At 67.7% G+C, this 18,850-nt stretch carries 16 protein-coding genes and 1 pseudogene; 8 read left to right on the top strand and 9 right to left on the bottom strand.

Features of this window, described 5'->3' with window-relative positions:
• Window positions 1-13 precede the first annotated feature (13 nt).
• Window positions 14-1,828, bottom strand: a complete 1,815-nt coding sequence (locus tag FOA17_RS20345; protein ID WP_162528304.1) for a calcium-binding protein — start codon at window positions 1,826-1,828, stop codon at window positions 14-16.
• 162 nt (window positions 1,829-1,990) lie between these two features.
• Here FOA17_RS20345 and FOA17_RS17235 point away from each other — a divergent pair, with 162 nt between their 5' ends.
• The gene (locus FOA17_RS17235; protein ID WP_149142746.1) at window positions 1,991-2,704 is read left to right on the top strand and encodes a Crp/Fnr family transcriptional regulator; all 714 of its coding nucleotides are present in this window, start codon (window positions 1,991-1,993) and stop codon (window positions 2,702-2,704) included.
• 5 nt (window positions 2,705-2,709) lie between these two features.
• The gene (locus FOA17_RS17230) at window positions 2,710-4,515 is read left to right on the top strand and encodes an adenylate/guanylate cyclase domain-containing protein (RefSeq protein WP_162528303.1); all 1,806 of its coding nucleotides are present in this window, start codon (window positions 2,710-2,712) and stop codon (window positions 4,513-4,515) included.
• Here FOA17_RS17230 and FOA17_RS17225 read toward each other — a convergent pair.
• Window positions 4,512-5,126 (bottom strand): FecR family protein, encoded by a 615-nt coding sequence (locus FOA17_RS17225; RefSeq protein ID WP_149142744.1) that lies wholly within the window; start codon window positions 5,124-5,126, stop codon window positions 4,512-4,514. The genes FOA17_RS17230 and FOA17_RS17225 overlap by 4 nt on opposite strands.
• Window positions 5,127-5,259: 133 nt before the next feature.
• Between FOA17_RS17225 and FOA17_RS17220 the strand changes: the two genes are divergently transcribed.
• Entirely contained in the window at window positions 5,260-6,225 is a 966-nt protein-coding gene (locus tag FOA17_RS17220; protein WP_149142743.1) for a bestrophin family protein, read from the top strand.
• Here FOA17_RS17220 and FOA17_RS17215 read toward each other — a convergent pair.
• Together FOA17_RS17215 and FOA17_RS17210 are read right to left on the bottom strand one after the other, a co-directional pair.
• Window positions 6,164-6,577 carry a hypothetical protein gene (locus FOA17_RS17215; protein WP_149142742.1) on the bottom strand — a complete coding sequence of 138 codons (414 nt, stop codon included), beginning with the start codon at window positions 6,575-6,577 and terminating at the stop codon, window positions 6,164-6,166. The genes FOA17_RS17220 and FOA17_RS17215 overlap by 62 nt on opposite strands.
• Before the next feature lie 343 nt (window positions 6,578-6,920).
• Window positions 6,921-7,853, bottom strand: a complete 933-nt coding sequence (locus FOA17_RS17210) for an IS5 family transposase (protein ID WP_149142741.1) — start codon at window positions 7,851-7,853, stop codon at window positions 6,921-6,923.
• Between the two features lie 332 nt (window positions 7,854-8,185).
• Between FOA17_RS17210 and FOA17_RS17205 the strand changes: the two are divergent.
• Together FOA17_RS17205 and FOA17_RS17200 are read left to right on the top strand one after the other, a co-directional pair.
• Window positions 8,186-8,506: pseudogene (locus tag FOA17_RS17205) on the top strand (transposase); the annotation flags it as partial.
• A 250-nt stretch (window positions 8,507-8,756) separates the two neighbouring features.
• The gene (locus FOA17_RS17200) at window positions 8,757-10,016 is read left to right on the top strand and encodes an aspartate kinase (RefSeq protein ID WP_149142740.1); all 1,260 of its coding nucleotides are present in this window, start codon (window positions 8,757-8,759) and stop codon (window positions 10,014-10,016) included.
• 386 nt (window positions 10,017-10,402) lie between these two features.
• Here the strand turns inward: FOA17_RS17200 and FOA17_RS17195 are convergent, their stop codons facing one another.
• From FOA17_RS17195 to FOA17_RS17180, 4 genes are read right to left on the bottom strand one after another with little or no spacing between them, the layout of a single operon-like run.
• Window positions 10,403-10,936, bottom strand: coding sequence for an adenine phosphoribosyltransferase (locus FOA17_RS17195; protein ID WP_149142739.1), 534 nt, complete (start codon window positions 10,934-10,936; stop codon window positions 10,403-10,405).
• 10 nt (window positions 10,937-10,946) lie between these two features.
• Window positions 10,947-11,414: a DUF2269 family protein gene (locus FOA17_RS17190; RefSeq protein WP_149142738.1), complete on the bottom strand. Its 468-nt coding sequence runs from the start codon at window positions 11,412-11,414 to the stop codon at window positions 10,947-10,949.
• Window positions 11,414-12,661, bottom strand: coding sequence for an SDR family oxidoreductase (locus tag FOA17_RS17185; protein WP_162528302.1), 1,248 nt, complete (start codon window positions 12,659-12,661; stop codon window positions 11,414-11,416). Before FOA17_RS17185 ends, FOA17_RS17190 begins: the two co-directional genes overlap by 1 nt.
• The gene (locus FOA17_RS17180) at window positions 12,658-13,524 is read right to left on the bottom strand and encodes an S-methyl-5'-thioadenosine phosphorylase (protein ID WP_149142736.1); all 867 of its coding nucleotides are present in this window, start codon (window positions 13,522-13,524) and stop codon (window positions 12,658-12,660) included. The genes FOA17_RS17185 and FOA17_RS17180 overlap by 4 nt, the downstream gene beginning before the upstream one ends.
• A 135-nt stretch (window positions 13,525-13,659) precedes the next feature.
• On the opposite strand from FOA17_RS17180, the gene FOA17_RS17175 reads away from it, so the two are divergent.
• The 3 genes from FOA17_RS17175 to ptsP all read left to right on the top strand — a co-directional run bounded on the left by FOA17_RS17175 (window position 13,660) and on the right by ptsP (window position 17,410).
• Window positions 13,660-14,148, top strand: coding sequence for a GNAT family N-acetyltransferase (locus FOA17_RS17175; protein WP_149142735.1), 489 nt, complete (start codon window positions 13,660-13,662; stop codon window positions 14,146-14,148).
• 72 nt (window positions 14,149-14,220) lie between these two features.
• Window positions 14,221-15,015, top strand: a complete 795-nt coding sequence (locus tag FOA17_RS17170; protein WP_149142734.1) for an EcsC family protein — start codon at window positions 14,221-14,223, stop codon at window positions 15,013-15,015.
• A gap of 151 nt (window positions 15,016-15,166) precedes the next feature.
• The gene (ptsP, locus tag FOA17_RS17165) at window positions 15,167-17,410 is read left to right on the top strand and encodes a phosphoenolpyruvate--protein phosphotransferase (protein ID WP_149142733.1); all 2,244 of its coding nucleotides are present in this window, start codon (window positions 15,167-15,169) and stop codon (window positions 17,408-17,410) included.
• 6 nt (window positions 17,411-17,416) lie between these two features.
• On the opposite strand, the gene FOA17_RS17160 is transcribed toward ptsP, so the two are convergent.
• On the bottom strand, window positions 17,417-18,826 hold the full coding sequence (locus tag FOA17_RS17160) for an FAD-binding oxidoreductase (RefSeq protein ID WP_420841723.1): 1,410 nt from the start codon (window positions 18,824-18,826) through the stop codon (window positions 17,417-17,419).
• Window positions 18,827-18,850 lie beyond the last annotated feature (24 nt).

The raw sequence follows: 18,850 nt of genomic DNA, 5'->3' as shown, positions 1-18,850 counted from the left end.
GTCCCGGAGGGGATCACAGGACAAAGTCGGCGGCAGTCAGGTTCACAAGGCCGGTCAACTGGATCACCAGATCGGGATTGGCGTCCCCGTCGATATTCACCAGAACCGTCGTCACGCCATTGCCCTGTTCGGCATGAACGGTGCCGGCACCATTGCCGAAGGCCACGAAGGCAAAGCCCTGATCCCCGGCCAGGGCCGGATTGGCATCCAGCGAGGAAAGGTCGATCCGGTCCTGCCCGGCGGTGAAATCGGTGATCCGGTCGAAGGCGCCCGGCTGGTTCGGCGAATCCTCGGTTGAGGCAAAGACAAAGGTATCGGCACCCGCGCCCCCGCCCATGACATCGGCCCCCAGACCGCCCACGATCAGGTCATTGCCCAGCCCCCCCGTCAGAAGATCCGCGCCGCTGCCGCCCAGAAGCCGGTCATCGCCGCTGCCGCCATCCAGCAGGTCATTGCCCGCATCCCCGGTCAGCCGGTCATTCTCGCTGCCGCCCAGCAGCCGATCGTCGCCGTCACCGCCCAGAATCTGATCGGCGCCCGCATCGCCCTGCAACAGATCGTTGCCCGCCCCGCCCGAGACGATGTCATCGCCCAAGCCCCCGCGGATCGTGTCGGCATCCGCGCCAAAGCCGCCGCTCAACTGGTCATTCCCGGCCCCGCCATCCAGCAGATCGGCGCCCAGACTGCCGTCCATCGTGTCATTGCCATCCTCGCCGAACAGCTGATCATTGCCCAGCCCCGCCAGCACCCGGTCGCTGCCGCGCCCGGCCAGGATCGTGTCGGCCCCGGCGCTGCCGATGATGTTGTCGGCATTGACCGTGGCGACCAGACGCTCGAACCCGGTGAAGGTGGTGGTGCCAAAGGTGCCCGCCGCCATGCTGATATTGAGGAAACTGCCGGGGATCTGGAACAGTGCCTGCGTGGCCGAGAAATCGACCGTGTCGCTGCCCTCGCCCCCCGCCAGCACATCGCTGCCCGACCCGGCCTTCACCACATCATTGCCGGCGCCGGCATCGACCGTGTCATTGCCCAGCCCGCCATCCATCAGGTCGTTGCCGGTGCCGCCCAGCAGGCGGTCATTGTCGGCCCCGCCATTCATCGTGTCATTGCCGGTGCCGCCATCCAACACATCGGCCCCGGCATCGCCCTCCAGCCGGTCATTGCCATCCTCGCCATTCAGGGTATCGGCCCCCTCGCCGCCGGTCAGGTTGTCATTGCCGCTGCCGCCCGACAGCCGGTCATTGCCCAGATCGCCCAGCAAAACATCCGCATCCGTGCCGCCCGACAGGCTGTCGTCGCCGGTCCCGCCCAGCAGCGTGTCGCGCCCCGCCTCGCCCAGAAGCGAGTCATTGCCCGCCTGACCCAGCAACAGGTCATGGCCCGACCGCCCCTCGATCACATTCGCCCCGGAATTGCCCGACAGCCGGTCGTCGAAACCCGAGCCCTGAAGGTTCTCGATCGAGACCAGCACGTCGCCCTGCGCGATATTGCCGATCTGGCTGCTGCGGGTCAGGTCGATATCCACCCGGGCGGTCGCGGCGGTATAGTTCACCGTATCGGTGCCGCTGCCGCCAAAGATGCTGTCGGCGCCGATCCCGGCAAAGATGCGGTCATTGCCCTCATCGCCGAAAATCTGGTCATTGCCCGACTGGCCAAGGATGTGGCTGTCGATGATCAGATCATCGCCGGCGCCGCCAAAGATCGTGTCATTGCCCATATGCGCGGTGATCGTGTCATTGCCGCCCAAGCCCGAGAACTTGTCCCCAAAGATCAGCACGAGGCCGTCGCTGAGGTTGTCATTGCCATTGCCGCCGATGAAATCGACCATTTGGGTTGTCCTTCTGTCAGGGGTCAGGGCCATCCTGGCCTGCCTGAACCCAAATTGCCGCCGGGGCGGATTCGGCGCTGTTCCCTGCGGAACAGGCTTGCCGCCGGCCCCGTCCTTCGCGCAGTCTGCCGGGCAGAAGACGGATGCAGGATCGGGGGCAGGATGATCGCAGAGGCGCCGCAAGGGGGGCCGAAGCCGCGTTTCTGGCGGTCTTTCGCGCTGTTCGAGGATCTGCCCGAACCGGCGCTGGCACAGCTTTCGGCCATCGCGTTGCCGCAACGCTGGCACAGCGGCGAGGTGCTGTTCCAGCGCGGCGATCCCGGCGACTGGATGGTCGCGCTGGCCGAGGGGCGGGTCAAGCTGACGCTGCTGACGGCGCAGGGGCGCGAGCTGATCCTGCGCCATGCCGAGGGCGGCGACACGCTGGGTGAATTCGCGCTGGTCGATGGCGGCGGGCGGTCGGCGGATGCGACCGCCGTCACCCCGACACTGGGCTGGCGCCTGCCGCGGGCGCGCTTCATCGCGCTGGCCGCCACGCATCCGGCGCTGATGCTGGGGGCGGCGCGCTATTTCTGCCGCCGACTGCGCGACACGACCGACCAGCTGGAGGGGATCGCGCTTTTTCCGCTTGAGGCGCGGCTGGCGCGGTTCTTTCTGCTGACACTGCGCCAGATCCATGGCGAAGATCCGCCCCCGCGCGCCGCGCTGCGGCTGGAGATCTCGCAAGGCGAACTGGCGGCCCTGCTGGGGGCCAGCCGGCCCAAGGTCAACCGCGCGCTGATGGCGCTGCAAGAGGCGGCGGCGGTCACCCGCGCGGGCGAGGTCTGGGAATGCGACCTGCCCCGCCTCGCCGCCCTGGCCGAGCCCGAGGGCTGAGCGCCGTGGCGCGCGCCCCCTTTCAAGTGGCCCCGCTGCGGTCGCTGCTGCCCTTGGGGGTGCTGCTGGTCGCGCTGGCGCTCTTGCTGCCGGCGCGGATCGCTGATCCCTGGCGCGATGCGGTGCTGGACCGGGTGATGATGGCGCTGCCGCCTGCGCCAGCCCCGGAGATCGCCGTCGTCGATATCGGCGCCGTGGATGAAACCGGCGCCCCATGGACCCGCGCGGCGACAGCGCGGCTGCTGACGCGGATCGCAGAGGCCGGGCCGCGCGCGATTGGCATCGACATGCTGTTTGCCGGCGATTGCGACGGCCCCGCCGCCGCGGCGCTGGTCAGCGCCATGGCGCGCGCGCCTGCGCCGGTGGTCACGGGCTTTCTGCTGGCGGATCAGCCCGGCGGCGCCCTGCCGCCCGCGCCGCTGGCGGTCGCGCCCGGCGCGCTGCTCTGGCCCGCGCCGGGGGCCGAGGCGCCTTGCCCCGCGATCACCGCGGCGGCGCGGGGGCTTGGCTCCATCGCGCTGCCGGGTGATGCCGACGGCCGGGTGCGGCGTCTCCCGCCCGGGGTGCTGGTGGCGGGCCAGCCCCTGCCCACGCTGCCCCTCGCGCTGGCGCGGCTGGCAAGCGTGGGCGATGGTGCCGCGCTGATCGGCGCCGGGGCGCTGCGCCTGCCGGGGCGGCTGATCCCGCTCGACCGGGGGGCGCTGCGGCTGGTGCCCTCGGCGCCCGATCTCTGGCCCGGCCGCAGCCATGATGCGGCCGGGCTGCTGCGCGCCCCTGCAATCGGCGCGCTGCGCGACAAGGTGGTGCTGATCGGGTCGTCGCTGCCCGAACGGGGCGGGCTGCGGCCCACGGCGGCCAGCCCCGTCACCCCTTCGGTGCAGATCGCCGCCGACCTGACCGGGGCGCTGATGTCCGGGCGGATGGCCACGCGCCCCGGCTGGGCCGCCGGGCTGGAGGCCGCGTTCCTGCTGGGGGCGGGCCTTCTGCTGCTGGGGCTGACGCTGCGCCAGCCCCCGGGCCGCGCGGTGCTGGCGGGGCTGGCGCTGGCCGCCGGCTGGGCCGGACTGGCGCTGACGCTGTGGCAGGCGCGGCTCTGGCTGATCGACCCGCTGGGGCCGGGCCTTCTGCTGCTGGTGGTGCTGGGCTGCGCGCTTGGCCTGCGGGCCGCCCGCGCCGCCCGGGCCGAGGCCGCGCTGCGCGCCCGCCTGGCCCAGACCCTGCCCGCCGCCCTGGTCAGCCGCATCGCCGCCGATCCCGGCCTGCTGCGGCTGGAGGGCGAAACGCGCGAGGTGACCGCCCTTTTCACCGATATCGAGGGGTTCAGCGCCGCGGCCCGCCGCCTCGGCCCGCGCGATCTGGTGGCGCAGCTTGAGGATTATTTCACCCTCACCTGCCGCATCGTGCTGGCCCATGGCGGCATGATCGACAAGCTGGTCGGCGATTCCGTCCATGCGCTGTTCAACGCCCCGCTAGACCAGCCCGGGCACGAAGCCGCCGCGATCGCCTGTGCCCGCGCCCTGCGCGATGCAACCGAAGCCTTTGCCGCGACGCATGATCTGGGCCGCACCCGCATCGGGCTGGAAACCGGCCCGGCCGTGCTGGGCGATGTCGGCGCCGGCGGGCGGATCGACTACACCGCGCATGGCGATGCGGTCAATCTGGCCGCCCGGCTGCAAGAGGCGAACAAGGATCTGGGCAGCCGCATCTGCATCGGCCCCGAACTGGCCCGCCGCTGCCCCGAGGGCCTGCGCCCGCTGGGCGAGGTGGAGATCCGCTCTTTCGGCAGGCGCGCGCTCTGGACCTGCGATTAGGGGCGCAGGCCGACGCTGGCAAAGGCCGCGGCGATGCGCGCGGGTTTCCAGCCCGAGACCGGCCCCGGCGCGGCGCCTGGATGCGCGATATCCACCCCCTCGCCCGCGCCAATCCGCCGCCGTGCGCCCCCCGCCATCACCTGCACGCTGCCGCGCTGCACGAAAACCCCGAAGACGCCCTTGCTCGGCCCCGCAAAGAACCGCGTCCCGCGCACGCCGATCCGCGCGAATGCGGTGCGCACCGCAAGGTCGATCGGCGGCAGGTCGTCGGGCCGGTCAAACACCATCGCGCCGCCACCCAGCGTGATGACGCCACCCGTCTCGGCGATGAAACGGTCCAGCGTCAGGCTGGCCTGCGGACCGATCTGCACCAGCGTCTGTTGCCGCAATTCCAGCGCCGCCACCCCGTCGGCGCCGGTGCTGACCGTATCGCCCAGGGCCAGCGGATCGGCCGGACGCAGCGCCGCCACCCCGGCCGCGGTTGCCAGATGCGCCTCGCCCCGCACTGTGACCGCCGCCCCGATCGGCTCGGCCGCCCGCAGGGTCGCAGGCATCAGCACAAGGGCGGGCGTCGCCAGCAGCGCACGGCGCAGGGGATCGGGTCTGGTCACGAAACGGGTCCTTGTTTCTGCCGCCGCGCGGCCAATGCGGGGCCGAGCCTAGCACCCTTGGCGACGCCTTGCACCTGTCTTGCCGTTCGCCCGGTCGCGGCCTGGAGCAAGGCACGCCAAGGGATGCGCCCCCATGATCATTCGCGAAAAACCCGGCCCCTATGAACTGATCTTTGCCCTGCGCGGCTCGATCCTGCCAAAGCTCTGGCCGCAGCTTTCGGTCATCGTCGGGCTGGCGCTGGCGATCGTGGTGTGGGATGCGCTGGTGCATCTGTCCACGACCCCATTCGCACTGTTCGGGGTGGCGCTGTCGCTGTTTCCGGGCTTTCGCAACAATGCCGCCTATGACCGCTGGTGGGAGGCGCGCAAGCTGGCGGGCGGTCTGGTCGCCGACAGCCGCCCCCTCGCGCGTGAGGCCGATGTCTTCATCGCCGATCCGCGCAGCCACCACCGGCTTTTGCGGCAGGTGCTGACTTTTCACCACCTGCATCGCTGCGCGCCGCTTGGCATCGCCCCGGATGCCCAGGCCCGCACCACCGCCGGCGCGCTGGACGCGATGACCGACTCGCTGGCCACTGCGGGCGCGGCCGGGGTGATCGACGGCTTCGGCGCGCTGGCGATGACCAGCCGCATCGCCACCTTCGCCCATGGGCTGACCGGCCGCGAACGCATCGCCACCACGCCGCTGCCCTATGTCTATTCGATGCTGGCCTATTGCACGAGCTGGCTCTACTGCCTGCTCGTGCCGCTGGCGCTGCTCGATGGCACCGGCTGGACGGCGCCCCTGTTCTGCGCCATCGTCGGCGATACCTTCCTCGGGCTCGCCGAGGTGATCGAGGTAATGGCGCCCCCCGTCGGCATGGACGAGGCCGCCCTGGCGAAACCAGCCGAAACCTTTGCAAAGGAACGTATTTTATGGGGCCCCGAAACACGGTTTTCGCCATCTGTTCCGGTTCAGACAGGTTCAATGAACCAGCGAACGCTTCGTACGAAGGGCGAGAGCGGTGCTCGGAGCGTTTTTAGTCAGAGCGGCCTCTCTACCAAAGCTCGAAAGCGACTGCGGAGAACCTTGCAAGAGCGGATTGCAGGCTCTCCGTGATTTCCTCACCCAGCACGTCAGGCTCTGGAAGGCTGTCGCGATCAGTCATTGCCGCATCACGAAGCCAGAAAAGATAGAGTCTTGCCTTGTCATTTGTCAGCAGTTCTTCCCGGTCAAATGCGCGCCAGCGCCCGTCCGGGTTTACGGACCGCTGCACCCCACTACGGGCGCTTGCGCGACCTCCAGCAACACGCACGGCAGAAAATGCTTGTTCAGCGGCAAAAGTCAGGAAATCATGGCGTCGAGAGGCAGACCACTTGGGAAAGGTCGGGTCCATGAGGTGACACACGAGAGATTTTGAAAGATATTGTTTATTTTTTGGCTGGCGGTTCCCCGAAAGCGCGAAGATCATTCACATCCTGGCATATAGCAAACATTGTCAGGCTTTCATTCTTCGGTATAATCTTTCTCTCTCTTTACGCTGGCTGACTGGGGATTCTGGATAATATTCGACATTACGACAGCAACAGTAGAGACGCTAAAGCGGTTTATTTGAACTTTTGGAGAATGCCATGGGCGTTGATGAGAACGGCGCAATAATAAATGGGGTTATGGATTATGAATATTGGGGCCATACCGCTCCTAGCTAACGATAGGGAAAAAACGCTTCGTGTCGCGGATGTATTTTGAGCATAATGAACGGCGTTGTTGCATTACCCCTGCCTGAGGCGTGAATGCCCCTTACCCCACTGGTGTCATGCCACACGGACGATCTCGGCGGTGCCGAGGACGTTAAAGCGGTTCATGAGGGCAATGCGGATTTGGATTTCTGCGGTCTGTCGGTCGGGGTCTCGTGCGATGATGCGCTCGCCGAAGGCTTTCAGGCAGCGCATCTTCGCCTCGATCCGGCTGCGGGCGTGGTATCCGGTCCAGCGTTTCCAGAAGGCCCTTCCGTAATGCCGCGTGGCGCGCAGGGTGTCGTTTCTGGCGCGTGCTGCCGGGCAGTCTTCTTTCCAAAGACGTCCGTTCTTGCGGATAGGGATGATCGGGGTGCCCTGCCGGTTGACGATGGCAGTGTGGCAGCGGCGCGTGTCATAGGCGCCGTCGGCGGTGACCGTGCCGATTTGCTCGTCCGCCGGGATCTGGCTCAGCAGGTCTGGAAGCACGGGGCTGTCGCCGTCGCGGCTGGGGGTGAATTCTACGGCGCGGATGTCGGCGGTGGCCGTGTCCATGGCCAGATGCACCTTGCGCCATTGGCGCCGGCCCTGCACCCCGTGTTTGCGCGCCTGCCATTCGCCATCGCCGAGGAACTTGATGCCTGTGCTGTCGACCAGCAGGTTCAGCGGGCCATCCGCGCGGCGATAAGGGACCTGAACGGCCAGGGTCTTCTGCCTCCGGCACAGCGTGGAGAAGTCGGGCACGGGCCAATCCAGCCCTGCAAGCTTCAGCAGGCTCGCAACCATCCCGGCGGTCTGGCGCAGAGGGAGCTTGAACAGCACTTTGATCGACAGACAGAACTGTATCGCCGCATCGGAAAACACCGGCGGACGTCCGGGCCGACCGTCACGCGGCGCGCGCCAGGTCATGTCCTTGTCGACCCAGATCAACAGAGACCCCCGCTTGCGCAGCGACGCGTTGTAGCTGGACCAGTTCGTCGTGCGGTAGCGGGCAGGTGATGGCTTGTTCATGCCGCGCGTCTAACGGTATGGATTCACAAAGTGAATCCTCCGTCGGCAGACTTCTGCAACAACGCCATAATGAACAATGGACGCTATCAGAAAATTTCTAGATGCAATGGCGCAACTTTTTGGCCACAGGAATTTTGATGACAGAATAAAGAATCTCTATTCCACTCGACGCACATTGCTATGGCTATCAATAGCGGCAGCAATAATACTGATCAATATCATGTCTGACTACCAGCGGCCATAGTTTATATAGAAACGTACGCCTCATGAAGGCTCTGTGCACAAATCCGGCGAGGGATTCACTTCGTGAATCCAGCATGGTGATGGAACGCATGAGCCGACCGCCCCCCCGACCTACAAAACCAGGAACTGGCCCGCCTGTAATGAAGCGCTGAAACGGCAGGGCTCACTGACGATCTGGTTTGACCCCGAGATGAGTTGGGGTGCCTGGCCGATGGGCAGGCGTGGCCGCCAGCAGACTTACTGCAATAGTGCCATTCAAAGCGCCTGACGATGAACGGGCTTTTGGCATGGCGCTCAGGGAGACGACCGGGCTCGTCCAGAGCCTACAGCGGCTGGTTGGCCTCGATTGGACGGTGCCTGACTTCAGCACAGTGTCCCGCCGTCAAAAGACCCTCGCGGTCAACATCCCCTAAGCGTAAGCGGCACTGAGGACACTCTACCGGCGGCACCACGGTGGCAAGGTGGTGGGTGGCCACGCAACCAGACCGGGCCCTCGCCCCGCCGCACGAAAACCTTTTGACCGGGCGCGGCTGGCCACGCGGTCCTTTGGACAGGGCGGCGCTTTCGATGCGGCCTTTCCCCCTCGCCCGCCCACCCCTTGCATCCCCCCCCGCTTCTGCTATGGAACGCGCGGTTTGACTGGCGGACTGGGGGGCTCGGATGCCGCTTCTGGTGATGAAATTCGGCGGCACTTCGGTCGCCGATCTGGCGCGGATCGAAAACGCCGCGCTGAAGGTGCAGAAAGAGGTGGAGCGGGGCTATGACGTGATCGTCATCGTCAGCGCGATGTCCGGCAAGACCAATGAACTGGTCGGCTGGGTCGAGGGCACCTCCAAGCTTTACGACGCGCGCGAATATGATGCCGTCGTCGCCTCGGGCGAGAATGTGACCGCGGGCCTCATGGCGCTGCGCTTGCAGGAAATGGGCATCCCGGCCCGGTCCTGGCAGGGCTGGCAGGTGCCGATCAATACCACCGCCGCCCATTCCGCCGCGCGCTTCGTCTCGATCCCGCGCGACAATCTGGATGCGAAATTCCGCGAAGGCTTCAAGGTCGCCGTGGTCGCGGGCTTTCAGGGCATCAGCCCCGAGGGCCGGGTCACCACGCTGGGCCGGGGCGGGTCGGACACGACCGCCGTCGCCTTTGCCGCCGCCTTTGGCGCCGAACGCTGCGACATCTATACCGATGTGGACGGCGTCTATACCACCGACCCGCGCGTGTCGGACAAGGCGCGCAAGCTGAACAAGATCGCCTTCGAGGAAATGCTCGAACTCGCCTCGCTCGGCGCCAAGGTGCTGCAAACCCGCTCGGTCGAGCTGGCGATGCGCTACAAGGTGCGGCTGCGGGTGCTGTCCTCCTTCGAGGATACCGACGAAAACTCTGGAACCCTGGTCTGCGACGAGGAGGAAATCATGGAATCGAAAGTCGTCTCGGGCGTCGCCTTCTCGCGCGAGGAAGCGAAGATCACCCTGTTCACCATCGAAGACCGCCCCGGCGTCGCCCAGGCCATCTTCGGCCCGCTGGCCGAGGCCGGCGTGAACGTGGACATGATCGTCCAGAACATCTCGGAAAAGGATTATGACGACAGCCACCCCGGCGCCGTCACCGACATGACCTTCTCCTGCCCGATCAACCAGGTCGAGCGCGCGAAGAAGGCGATGGAAGACGCCCGCGCCAGCGGCCTGATCAAATATGACGAGCTAATCATCGACACCGATGTCGCCAAGGTCTCGGTCGTGGGGATCGGCATGCGCAGCCATGCCGGCGTCGCCGCCCGCATGTTCAAGGCGCTGGCGAACGAGGGCGTGAACATCAAGGTCATCTCCACCTCGGAGATCAAGATCTCGGTGCTGATCGACCGCAAATACATGGAGCTTGCCGTGCAGGCCCTGCATGACGCCTTCGAGCTGGACAAGGCCTGACCGCCAGCACCTGCGCGCTTTTCTGAAACGCCCCGCCCCCCGGTCGGGGCGTTTCGCGTTTGACCCGTGGCAAAGGGGGCGCTCGCGCCCCCTCTTGAGCCTGCGGCTCAATTCACCCCCTGAGGATATTTGGGAACAGATGAAGGGCAAGGCGCGCTTCCGCCCCTTCATCTGTTCAAAAATATCCTCGGGGGGAGGCCCGAAGGGCCGTGGGGGGCAGACAGCCCCCCCTGCGCGGGGGCAGAAAGAAACCCCGCCGGGTGGGTGCCCGACGGGGTTGGGTGGGGTGTGTTGGACACGTGTTGCAAGCAGCGCATCCCCGGGTGGGTGGTCCCGGTAGCCCTGTTCTAGCGAGTCGGAGTTAACACAAGGTTACCAAAACCGCCTCAAAGCCCCTCGAAGGCGCAAAGGGCGTGGACATCCATTCCCATGGCCTCCAGCTTGGCGCGGCCGCCCAGATCGGGCAGATCCACCACGAAGGCGCAGCCGATGATCTGGCCGCCCAGCCGCTCCACCAGCTTGATACCGGCCTCGGCGGTGCCGCCAGTGGCCAGCAGGTCATCGACCAGCAACACCTTTTCGCCCGCCGCGATCGCATCGTCATGCACCTCGACCACCGCCTCGCCATATTCCAGCGTATAGGCCTGGGAAATGGTCTGGCCGGGCAGCTTGCCCTTCTTGCGGATCGGCACGAAGCCGGTGGAGAGCTGATGCGCCACCGCGCCGCCCAGGATGAAGCCGCGCGCCTCCAGCCCCACCACCTTGTCGATGCGGGTGCCGGCATAGGGGTGCAGCAACTGGTCGATCGCCATGCGGAAGCCGCGCGGATCGGCGAACAGCGTCGTCACATCGCGAAACAGGATCCCTTCATGCGGGAAATCGACGATGGTGCGGATGTAATCCCGGACGGTCTTGGTCATGGCACGCCTCTCAGAACAGGTCGGGTTTCGATATCATCAGCCAGAACACCCCCACAAGCGCGGTGAAGGCCGGCCAGCCAAGCGCGAACCACAACCGGTAAAGCCGCCGCGCCGGGGCGGGCAGCGGGCCGGGTGCTTCCGCGCGGGCCAGATCGCGGATGCGGATTTGCAGTGCGACGACCGGCGCCCAGCACAGGAAGGCCAGCGCATAGGCGGCATAGGTCAGCAAGAGCCAGTCCTCCGTCAGGCTGAACCCGGTTTCGTGGATCAGCCACAGACCGGTCAGCGGCTGCGCCACCCCGGCGGGGGTGGTGAAGATCCAGTCGGCCAGCACCACGCCGCCCGCGACATGGGCCACCACCTCGGCCCGGTCGGATCGCATCGCCCAGACCATCGCGAATGCCGTGCCGATGCCGGTGCCAAACAGCAGGGTCGAGGACAGGACATGCAGCCATTTTGCCAGCAGATAGGGCTCCATCACCGCTCCTCCGCCAGCGCCAGATGCGCGAGGATCAGCGCTAGGACGGGGAGGTTCTTCAACAGCCCGCCGAAGGGGTCGAGCCAGAGGCCCGGCGCCAGCAGCGTCAGGCCGGCCGTATAGGCCAGCACCATGCCCAGCTGCGCCAGCCCCACCGGCACCGGGCGCCAGTCGCGCAACAGTGCCAGCCCAAGCGCCAGATCGACCAGCCCCCCGCCGCGCGCCAGCAGCAGGGCCAGCGGTGCCGGGAGCCCGATATCGCCGGCAAAACCCGTGACCGGCGTCAGCAGGCCCAGCAGGCCGGAGCCGAGCCAGAGCGCGGCCAGCACCAGCCGGATGACGGGTTTCAAGAGGTAAAGCCGTGCCTGCCAGATGTCCTGCGTGCCGGCGGGCCGCGCCATCAGGAAATCCGACACCCCGCGCGGCGGTGCGGGCAGCCGTGCCAGCAGCGGCGCCACATCGGCCAGCACCCCGTGATCCAGTTGCCGCAGCGCCGTCGTGTTGATCGGCCCCAGCCGCAGCGCAGCGCCCAGCCTTCCCGCCCCCCGCGCCAGCCATCCCGGCACATGCCAGAGCGGCGCGGGCGAAAGGCCCAGCCAGGCGCGCAGGCGCTGTGTCAGCGCAGCGAGGCTGATCTCCTCGGGGCCGCCCACCTCATGCACACCCGGCACCGGGGCGGCCAGCAGGGTGGCGATCACCTGCGCCAGATCCTCGGCATGGATCGGGTTGAAGCGCTGCGCCCCGTCCCCCACCACCGGCACGATGCCCGGAAAGGCCGCGAAGGCGCGCAGGGCGGAACTGCCGCCATAGCTCGTATCGGCCATGACCAGCCCTGGGCGCAGCACCATCGCCCCCGCCGCCAGCGCCACCTGTTCGGACGCCCGGCGCCAGCGGGCAAAGGGGGTGTCGGCATCAATCCCCACGGCGGAGACATGCAGGCACGGCCCGGTGGCCACGGCAAGCACCGCCGTCAGCGCCTGCACATGCACCGCGCGAAAGGCGGCCTCGGTCCCGGTCAGCAGGCCCGCCAGATTGACCACCGCCACGCCTGGCCCCAGATGCGGTGCCCAGAAGTCCGGCGCATGGGTGGCGGGGTCGGTCAGATCGGCGGCCAGCACCGGAAAGCCCATCCGCGCCAGCCGCCCCGGCCGGCGGGCCGAAGCGGTGACCTCATGCCCCGCCCGGCGCAGGGCAAAGGCCACATGCCGCCCGATGAAGCCATCGGCGCCCAGCACCAGAACCTTCACAGCACACGCCCCGCGATGGCGCGCAGCCGCGCCAGCGTGGCCGGGTCGCGCCGGTCGGGCGCGGTCATCACCGCATGATCCAGCGCGCGGTCGCAGCCGCAGGGACAGGGCACACGGCTGGCCCCCAGATGCAAGGGCAGCGCCGCGATCATCGACCGGGCCAGTTGCGCATTCTGCCCCAGCACCGCGATGACCTGCGCCACATCCACCGCGCCATGCGTTTCGTGCCAGCAATCGTAATCCGTCACCATCGCGACCGAGGCGTAACAAAGCTCTGCCTCGCGGGCGAGTCGGGCCTCGGGCATGGCGGTCATGCCGATCACATCGCAGCCCCATTGCCGATAGAGCCGCGATTCCGCGCGGGTGGAAAATTGCGGCCCCTCCATCGCCAGATAGGTGCCGCCCTGATGCACCACCGCGCCGACCTGCCGCAAGGACGCGACGCAAGCCGCTGACAGTTCGGCACAAAACGGATCCGCGAGGCTGACATGCGCGACACAGCCCGCGCCAAAGAAGGTGCCGGGCCGGCCCGTGGTGCGGTCGATCAGCTGATCCAGCACCACCATGTCGCCCGGGCGGAAATCCTCGCGCAGCGACCCCACGGCAGAGACCGCCACGACATCGGTGCAGCCCAGCATCTTGAGCGCCGCGATATTGGCGCGGGCCGGCACCTCGGCGGGCAGATGCACATGGCCCCGGCCATGGCGCGGCAGAAAGCACATCTCCAGCCCGGCCAGGCGGCCGGTCAGGATCTCGTCCGAGGGCGGCCCCCATGGCGTTTCCACCGCGCGCCAGCCCGCGCCCTCCAGCCCGTCGATCTGATAGACACCCGACCCGCCGATGACCCCGATCCTGCGCTGCATGGCTTTGCTCCGTCTGTTCGCGGGTCAGCCTAGAGCAGCGGCAGGCGGGGCGCGAGGGGGCATTGCGTCGCAAAATCGCGTCTTTTCCCTGTCACCCTCGCATGTTACCCGCGTTCCACGAACAGGAGGCGCCGGATGTATCAGCTTGAGGAAGAGACCGAGGCGGATTGGTGGGAAGTGGAGGCGCTTTATGACCTCTGTTTCGCGCCGGGCCGCACGGCGCTGTCTTCCTACCGGCTGCGCGACGGGGTGGCGACGGTGGCGCCGCTTTGTCTGGTGCTGCGCGACGAGGGCGGCGTTCTGGCCGCCGCGATCCGCTATTGGCCGGCCGAAGTGGGCGAATATGACATCCTGCTGCTCGGCCCGGTGGCGGTTCACCCCACCCGCCAGGGCGAGGGGCTGGGCGGGCTGTTGATCAATGAAAGCCTGGCCGAGGCCAAGCGCCTGGGATGGGAACGGGTGATGCTGGTGGGCGACGCGCCCTATTACCGCCGCTTCGGCTTTCACAAGCTGGAAGGGGTGGTGATGCCGCCCCCCACCAACCCCGACCGCGTGCTGGGCCTGGAACTGGTGCGCGGCGCCTGGGCGGGCGTCACCGGCACGGTGACCAAGGCCCGGTCCTGAGCTGCGGGAATATTCGCATCGCACCGCGCCTTGCCCGTTGCGGTGGCCCCCGGCCCTTCCTACCTTGCGGATATGAGCGACATCACACCCGACCCCGATGCCAGCCCGCCCCCGCCCGCCGTGAAACGGGCGCCCTTTCCGGAATTCGAGATCGCCGAACTGGCGCGGCGCGCGCGCAAGGCCAATGGGCCGATGATGTCGATCCTGCAAAAGCTGGGCGGCAAGGTCGAGGCGCAGATGGGCCTTTTGCCCGCGCCACTGCGCAAGCAGGTCGAGGCGCTGACCCTGGCCACGCTGGAACGCGCGCTCGGGCTGGCCGCCCTGGGCCGCCATGCCCCCGACATGGGCGAAACCGCCGCCCCGATCGCCGCCGCGCTGAGCGGGGCCGCCGGGGGCGCGGGCGGGCTGGTCACCTCGGTCGCGGAACTGCCGGTGACGATCACGCTGATCCTGGGCACCATCCGCGCCGCCGCCGAGGCCGAGGGCTTTGACCCCGACGATCCCGCCACCAAGGCCGAGATCCTGCGCTGCTTTGCCTCGGGCACGCCCCTGGGCGGCGATGACGGGGTGAACACCGCCTTTGTCGGCGCGCGCTTCGCAGTGACGGGGGCGGCGCTGAACCGGCTGGTCACGGCGCTGGCACCGAAAATCGCAGCCACCCTGAGCCAGAAGCTTGCCGCGCAGGCGGTGCCGGTGCTGGGCGCGGTTTCAGGGGCGGCGCTGAACGCGGCCTTCCTGACGCATTACCGCGAATTGGCGCGCATCCGCTTTCGCCTGCTGCGGCTGTCGCAAGACCATGGCGCCGACCGGGTGATCGCGCGCTTTTCCGAAGCGGCCAGCGTGAAACCCCTGCTCGGCTCTGGCTGACCAGCCGCATCCTGCCCATTCCGCGACCAGATCGCATGTTTTTCGGGCGATGTGACGCATTTCTGCGCAATCGCAGTTCGCAGGGGCGTTCCGTTTCCGGTTGCGCTATGATCTAAGGGCGGAAAGCCTTTCAGAACGACGACCGGGGATCATGACCGAACGCAGCGAGAGTGACAGCCGCAAATTGCTGCGGCGCCTGCGCGACAGTCTGGCCCTGCCCGGCAAGGGGCAGGACCGTCTGGACCGCATCACCCATCTGATCGCGGATTCGATGCGCACCGAGGTCTGTTCGATCTATCTGTTCCGCGACGAGGATACGCTGGAACTCTGCGCGACCGAGGGGCTGAAGAAAGAGGCCGTCCACCAGACCCGCATGAAGGTGGGCGAAGGTCTGGTCGGCCGCGTCGCACGTTCGGCCGCGCCGATCAACACCGCCGACGCGCCCTCGGAAAAGGGTTTCCGCTACATGCCCGAAACGGGCGAGGAGATCTATTCCAGCTTCCTCGGCGTGCCGATCCAGCGGGTCGGCGAAAAGCTGGGCGTGCTGGTGGTGCAGTCAAAGACCGCGCGGCTTTATTCCGAAGACGAGGTCTATGCGCTTGAGGTCGTGGCCATGGTGCTGGCCGAAATGACCGAACTGGGCGCCTTTCTGGGCGAAGGCGACGGGCCGGGCGCGCTGCATCGCCGGCCCCGGCTGTTCCGGGGCGGCATCGCGCAGGAGGGCAGCGCCGAAGGCCATGTCTGGCTGCACGAACCCCGCGTCGTCGTCACCAATCCGGTCGCCGACGATCCGCTGACCGAGATCGAGCGTATCCGTGACGCCGTGGGCCAGTTGCGCGTGTCGATCGACGATCTGCTGCGCGCGGAATCGCTCGACAAGGATCAGCGGCAGGTGCTGGAGGCCTATCGCATGTTCGCCAACAGCCGCGGCTGGCTGCGGCGGATGGAGGAAGACATCGCGCGCGGCCTGTCGGCCGAGGCGGCGGTGGAAAAGGAACAATCCGCCGCCCGCGCCCGCCTGCAACAGGTGGAAGACGCCTATCTGCGCGAAAGGCTGAACGATCTGGATGACCTGTCGAACCGGCTTTTGCGCATCCTGACCGGACAGGGCCAGGATACCGGCGCGCAGATGCCCGAAGACCCGATCCTGATCGCGCGCAATATCGGCCCGGCGGAATTGCTGGAATATGGCAAGAAGCTGCGCGGGGTGGTGCTGGAGGAAGGCTCGGTCGGCAGCCATGCCGCCATCGTGGCGCGGGCGCTGGCGATCCCGCTGGTGATTCATGCCGAACGCATCGTGGCCGAGGCGCTGAACGGCGATCATATCCTGGTCGATGGCGATCAGGGCTTTGTGCATCTGCGGCCCGACGAAATGGTCGTGCGCAGTTTCCGCGACAAGATGGCGATGCAGGCCAAGGCGCAGGAACGCTATGCCGTGCTGCGCCACCTGCCGGCGCAATCGAAATGCGGCACCGTGACCCGGCTGAACATGAATGCCGGGCTGATGGCCGACCTGCCCTCGATCGAAAGCTCGGGGGCCGAAGGGGTGGGCCTGTTCCGCACCGAATTGCAGTTCCTCATCCGCAACCAGATGCCCAAGCGGGACGAACTCGCCCGGCTTTATGCCCGGGTGATCGAGGCCGCCAAGGGCCGGCCCGTCGCCTTTCGCACGCTGGATATCGGGTCGGACAAGGTCTTGCCCTATATGAAGCCGCAGGACGAGCCGAACCCCGCAATGGGCTGGCGCGCGATCCGGGTGGGGCTGGACAAGCCGGGCGTGTTGCAGATGCAGGCGCAGGCGCTGATCCGGGCGGCGGCCGGGCGGCCGCTTCAGGTCATGTTCCCCTTCATCACCGAACTGAGCGAATTCACCGCCGCGCGCGATTGCGTGCTGCGTCAGCGCGACCGCGAGGCGGCCATGGGCCATGCGGTGCCGTCGGATCTGAGCATCGGGGCAATGCTGGAAACCCCGAGCCTCGCCTATGCGCCCAAGGCCTTTTTCGATCTGGCCGATTTCGTCTCGATCGGCGGCAATGACCTCAAGCAGTTCTTCTTTGCCGCCGACCGCGAGAATGAACGGGTGCGCCGGCGTTACGATACGCTCAATGCCTCGTTCCTGCGCTTTCTGCGGCTGATCACCGACCGTTGCCGCGACAGTGGCACCGCGCTGTCTTTCTGTGGCGAGGATGCGGGTCGCCCGCTGGAGGCGCTGGTTTTCGCGGCCATCGGGATCAGCACGTTGTCGATGCGCCCGGCCTCCATCGGGCCGGTCAAGGCCGTGCTGCGCCAGGTCAACCTGGCCGAGGCGCGCGAGGTGGTCTTTGCCGCCATGGCGCAGGGCGTGGAAACGGTGCGCCCGGCGGTGATGGACTGGCTCGCGACCCAGACCGATTGAGGCGGATCAGCCGCGCAGCACCGCCCCGGGGTTGAGAATGCCCATCGGGTCCAGCGCGGCCTTGATCGCCCGCATCGCCGCCAGCTTGGCCGGGTCGCCATAGCGTTCCAGATCGCCCACCTTGGCGCGGCCGATCCCGTGTTCGGCGCTGATGGAACCGCCCAAGCGATGCACGATGTCATGCAGGCAGGTCTTCACCGCGCCGGCCAGCGGCGCATCCTCCTCGCGCCGCCGGCCGGCAAGGGGGAACACGTTGAAATGCAGGTTGCCATCGCCGAGATGGCCAAAGCAGTTGACGCGGAACGGGCCGATTTCGGCCAGCGCCGCCCGCGCCTCGGCGATGAAGGCCGGAAACAGCGTCGGCGGCAGTGCCACATCCTGCGACGACACCGCGCCGATGCGGCGATTGGCCAGCGGGATCGATTCGCGCAAGGCCCAGAAATCCGCGCGCTGCGCGCCGTTTTGCGCGATGACGCCATCGGTCACCAGATCGCCCGCGGCCTCATAGAGCGTGGCCAGTTCCTCGGCCGGGTCCAGGCCGGCGGGCAGGCCAAGATCGACCAGCACCATCCATTCCGGCGGCGCGGCAAAGGGCTGGCGCAGGTCGGGCATGGTCTCGCGCAGGAAATCCAGCCCCTGCCGGTGGATCAGCTCAAAGGCGGAAACCATGCCGGGCAGCCGGTCTTCGGCCAGCGCCAGCAGGCGCAACGCGGCCTCGGGGCCCGGCACCACGAACAGCGCCGCCCCTTCGGCCACCGGGCGCGGGAACAGCCGCAGGCTGGCCGCGGTGATCACGCCCAGCGTGCCTTCGGACCCGATCAGCAGATGACGCAGGTCATAGCCGGTATTGTCCTTGCGCAGCCGTTTCAGCCCGTGCAGCACCGATCCGTCGGCCAGCACGGCCTCGACCCCCAGCACCAGATCGCGGGCATTGCCATAGCGCAGCACGTTGACCCCGCCCGCATTGGTGCCCAGCAGCCCGCCGATCCGCGCCGATCCCTGCGAGGCGAGCGTCAGCGGGAACAGCCGCCCCGCCGCCTCGGCCGCGGCCTGCACATCGGCCAGCACCATGCCGGCCTCGACCTCGATCACGCCCTCGTCGGGCCAGCTCCCGCGCAGCGCGGTCATGCGTTCCAGCGACAGGATCAGCGGTGCCGGTCCCTCGGGCATCACTTGCCCACCGACAAGCCCGGTGCCGCCGGCGCGCGGCACCACCCCCACCCTTGCCGCCGCGCAGGCCCGCAGGATCAGCGCGACCTCATCGACCGAGGCAGGCCGGGCAACCGCCGCGCCCTGCCCTGTCCATCTGCCGCGCGGCTCCTCCAGATCGGCGGGGGTCGCGGGGCGCAGCAGCGCGGCCGGCAGGCGGGCCAGAAAGGCGTCATCGGCGGGGTTGAGCGTCGTCATGGCGGGCATCTCCTTGCCCCTGACCTAGCGCGC

Origin of the sequence: Gemmobacter caeruleus, from assembly GCF_008271655.1 — a bacterium.
In the GTDB taxonomy this organism is placed as follows: domain Bacteria; phylum Pseudomonadota; class Alphaproteobacteria; order Rhodobacterales; family Rhodobacteraceae; genus Gemmobacter; species Gemmobacter caeruleus.
Note: the sequence above shows the minus strand (reverse complement) of the source record. Positions and strands in the feature narration are given on the sequence as shown.

Bases quoted from the DNA above. Each gene is read 5' to 3' on its own strand.
- FOA17_RS20345 (WP_162528304.1), bottom strand. From the start codon at position 1,828: ATGGTCGATTTCATCGGCGGCAATGGCAATGACAACCTCAGCGACGGC.
- FOA17_RS17235 (WP_149142746.1), top strand. From the start codon at position 1,991: ATGATCGCAGAGGCGCCGCAAGGGGGGCCGAAGCCGCGTTTCTGGCGG.
- FOA17_RS17220 (WP_149142743.1), top strand. From the start codon at position 5,260: ATGATCATTCGCGAAAAACCCGGCCCCTATGAACTGATCTTTGCCCTG.
- FOA17_RS17215 (WP_149142742.1), bottom strand. From the start codon at position 6,577: ATGATCTTCGCGCTTTCGGGGAACCGCCAGCCAAAAAATAAACAATAT.
- FOA17_RS17210 (WP_149142741.1), bottom strand. From the start codon at position 7,853: ATGAACAAGCCATCACCTGCCCGCTACCGCACGACGAACTGGTCCAGC.
- FOA17_RS17200 (WP_149142740.1), top strand. From the start codon at position 8,757: ATGCCGCTTCTGGTGATGAAATTCGGCGGCACTTCGGTCGCCGATCTG.
- FOA17_RS17195 (WP_149142739.1), bottom strand. From the start codon at position 10,936: ATGACCAAGACCGTCCGGGATTACATCCGCACCATCGTCGATTTCCCG.
- FOA17_RS17190 (WP_149142738.1), bottom strand. From the start codon at position 11,414: ATGGAGCCCTATCTGCTGGCAAAATGGCTGCATGTCCTGTCCTCGACC.
- FOA17_RS17180 (WP_149142736.1), bottom strand. From the start codon at position 13,524: ATGCAGCGCAGGATCGGGGTCATCGGCGGGTCGGGTGTCTATCAGATC.
- FOA17_RS17175 (WP_149142735.1), top strand. From the start codon at position 13,660: ATGTATCAGCTTGAGGAAGAGACCGAGGCGGATTGGTGGGAAGTGGAG.
- FOA17_RS17170 (WP_149142734.1), top strand. From the start codon at position 14,221: ATGAGCGACATCACACCCGACCCCGATGCCAGCCCGCCCCCGCCCGCC.
- ptsP (WP_149142733.1), top strand. From the start codon at position 15,167: ATGACCGAACGCAGCGAGAGTGACAGCCGCAAATTGCTGCGGCGCCTG.
- FOA17_RS17160 (WP_420841723.1), bottom strand. From the start codon at position 18,826: ATGCCCGCCATGACGACGCTCAACCCCGCCGATGACGCCTTTCTGGCC.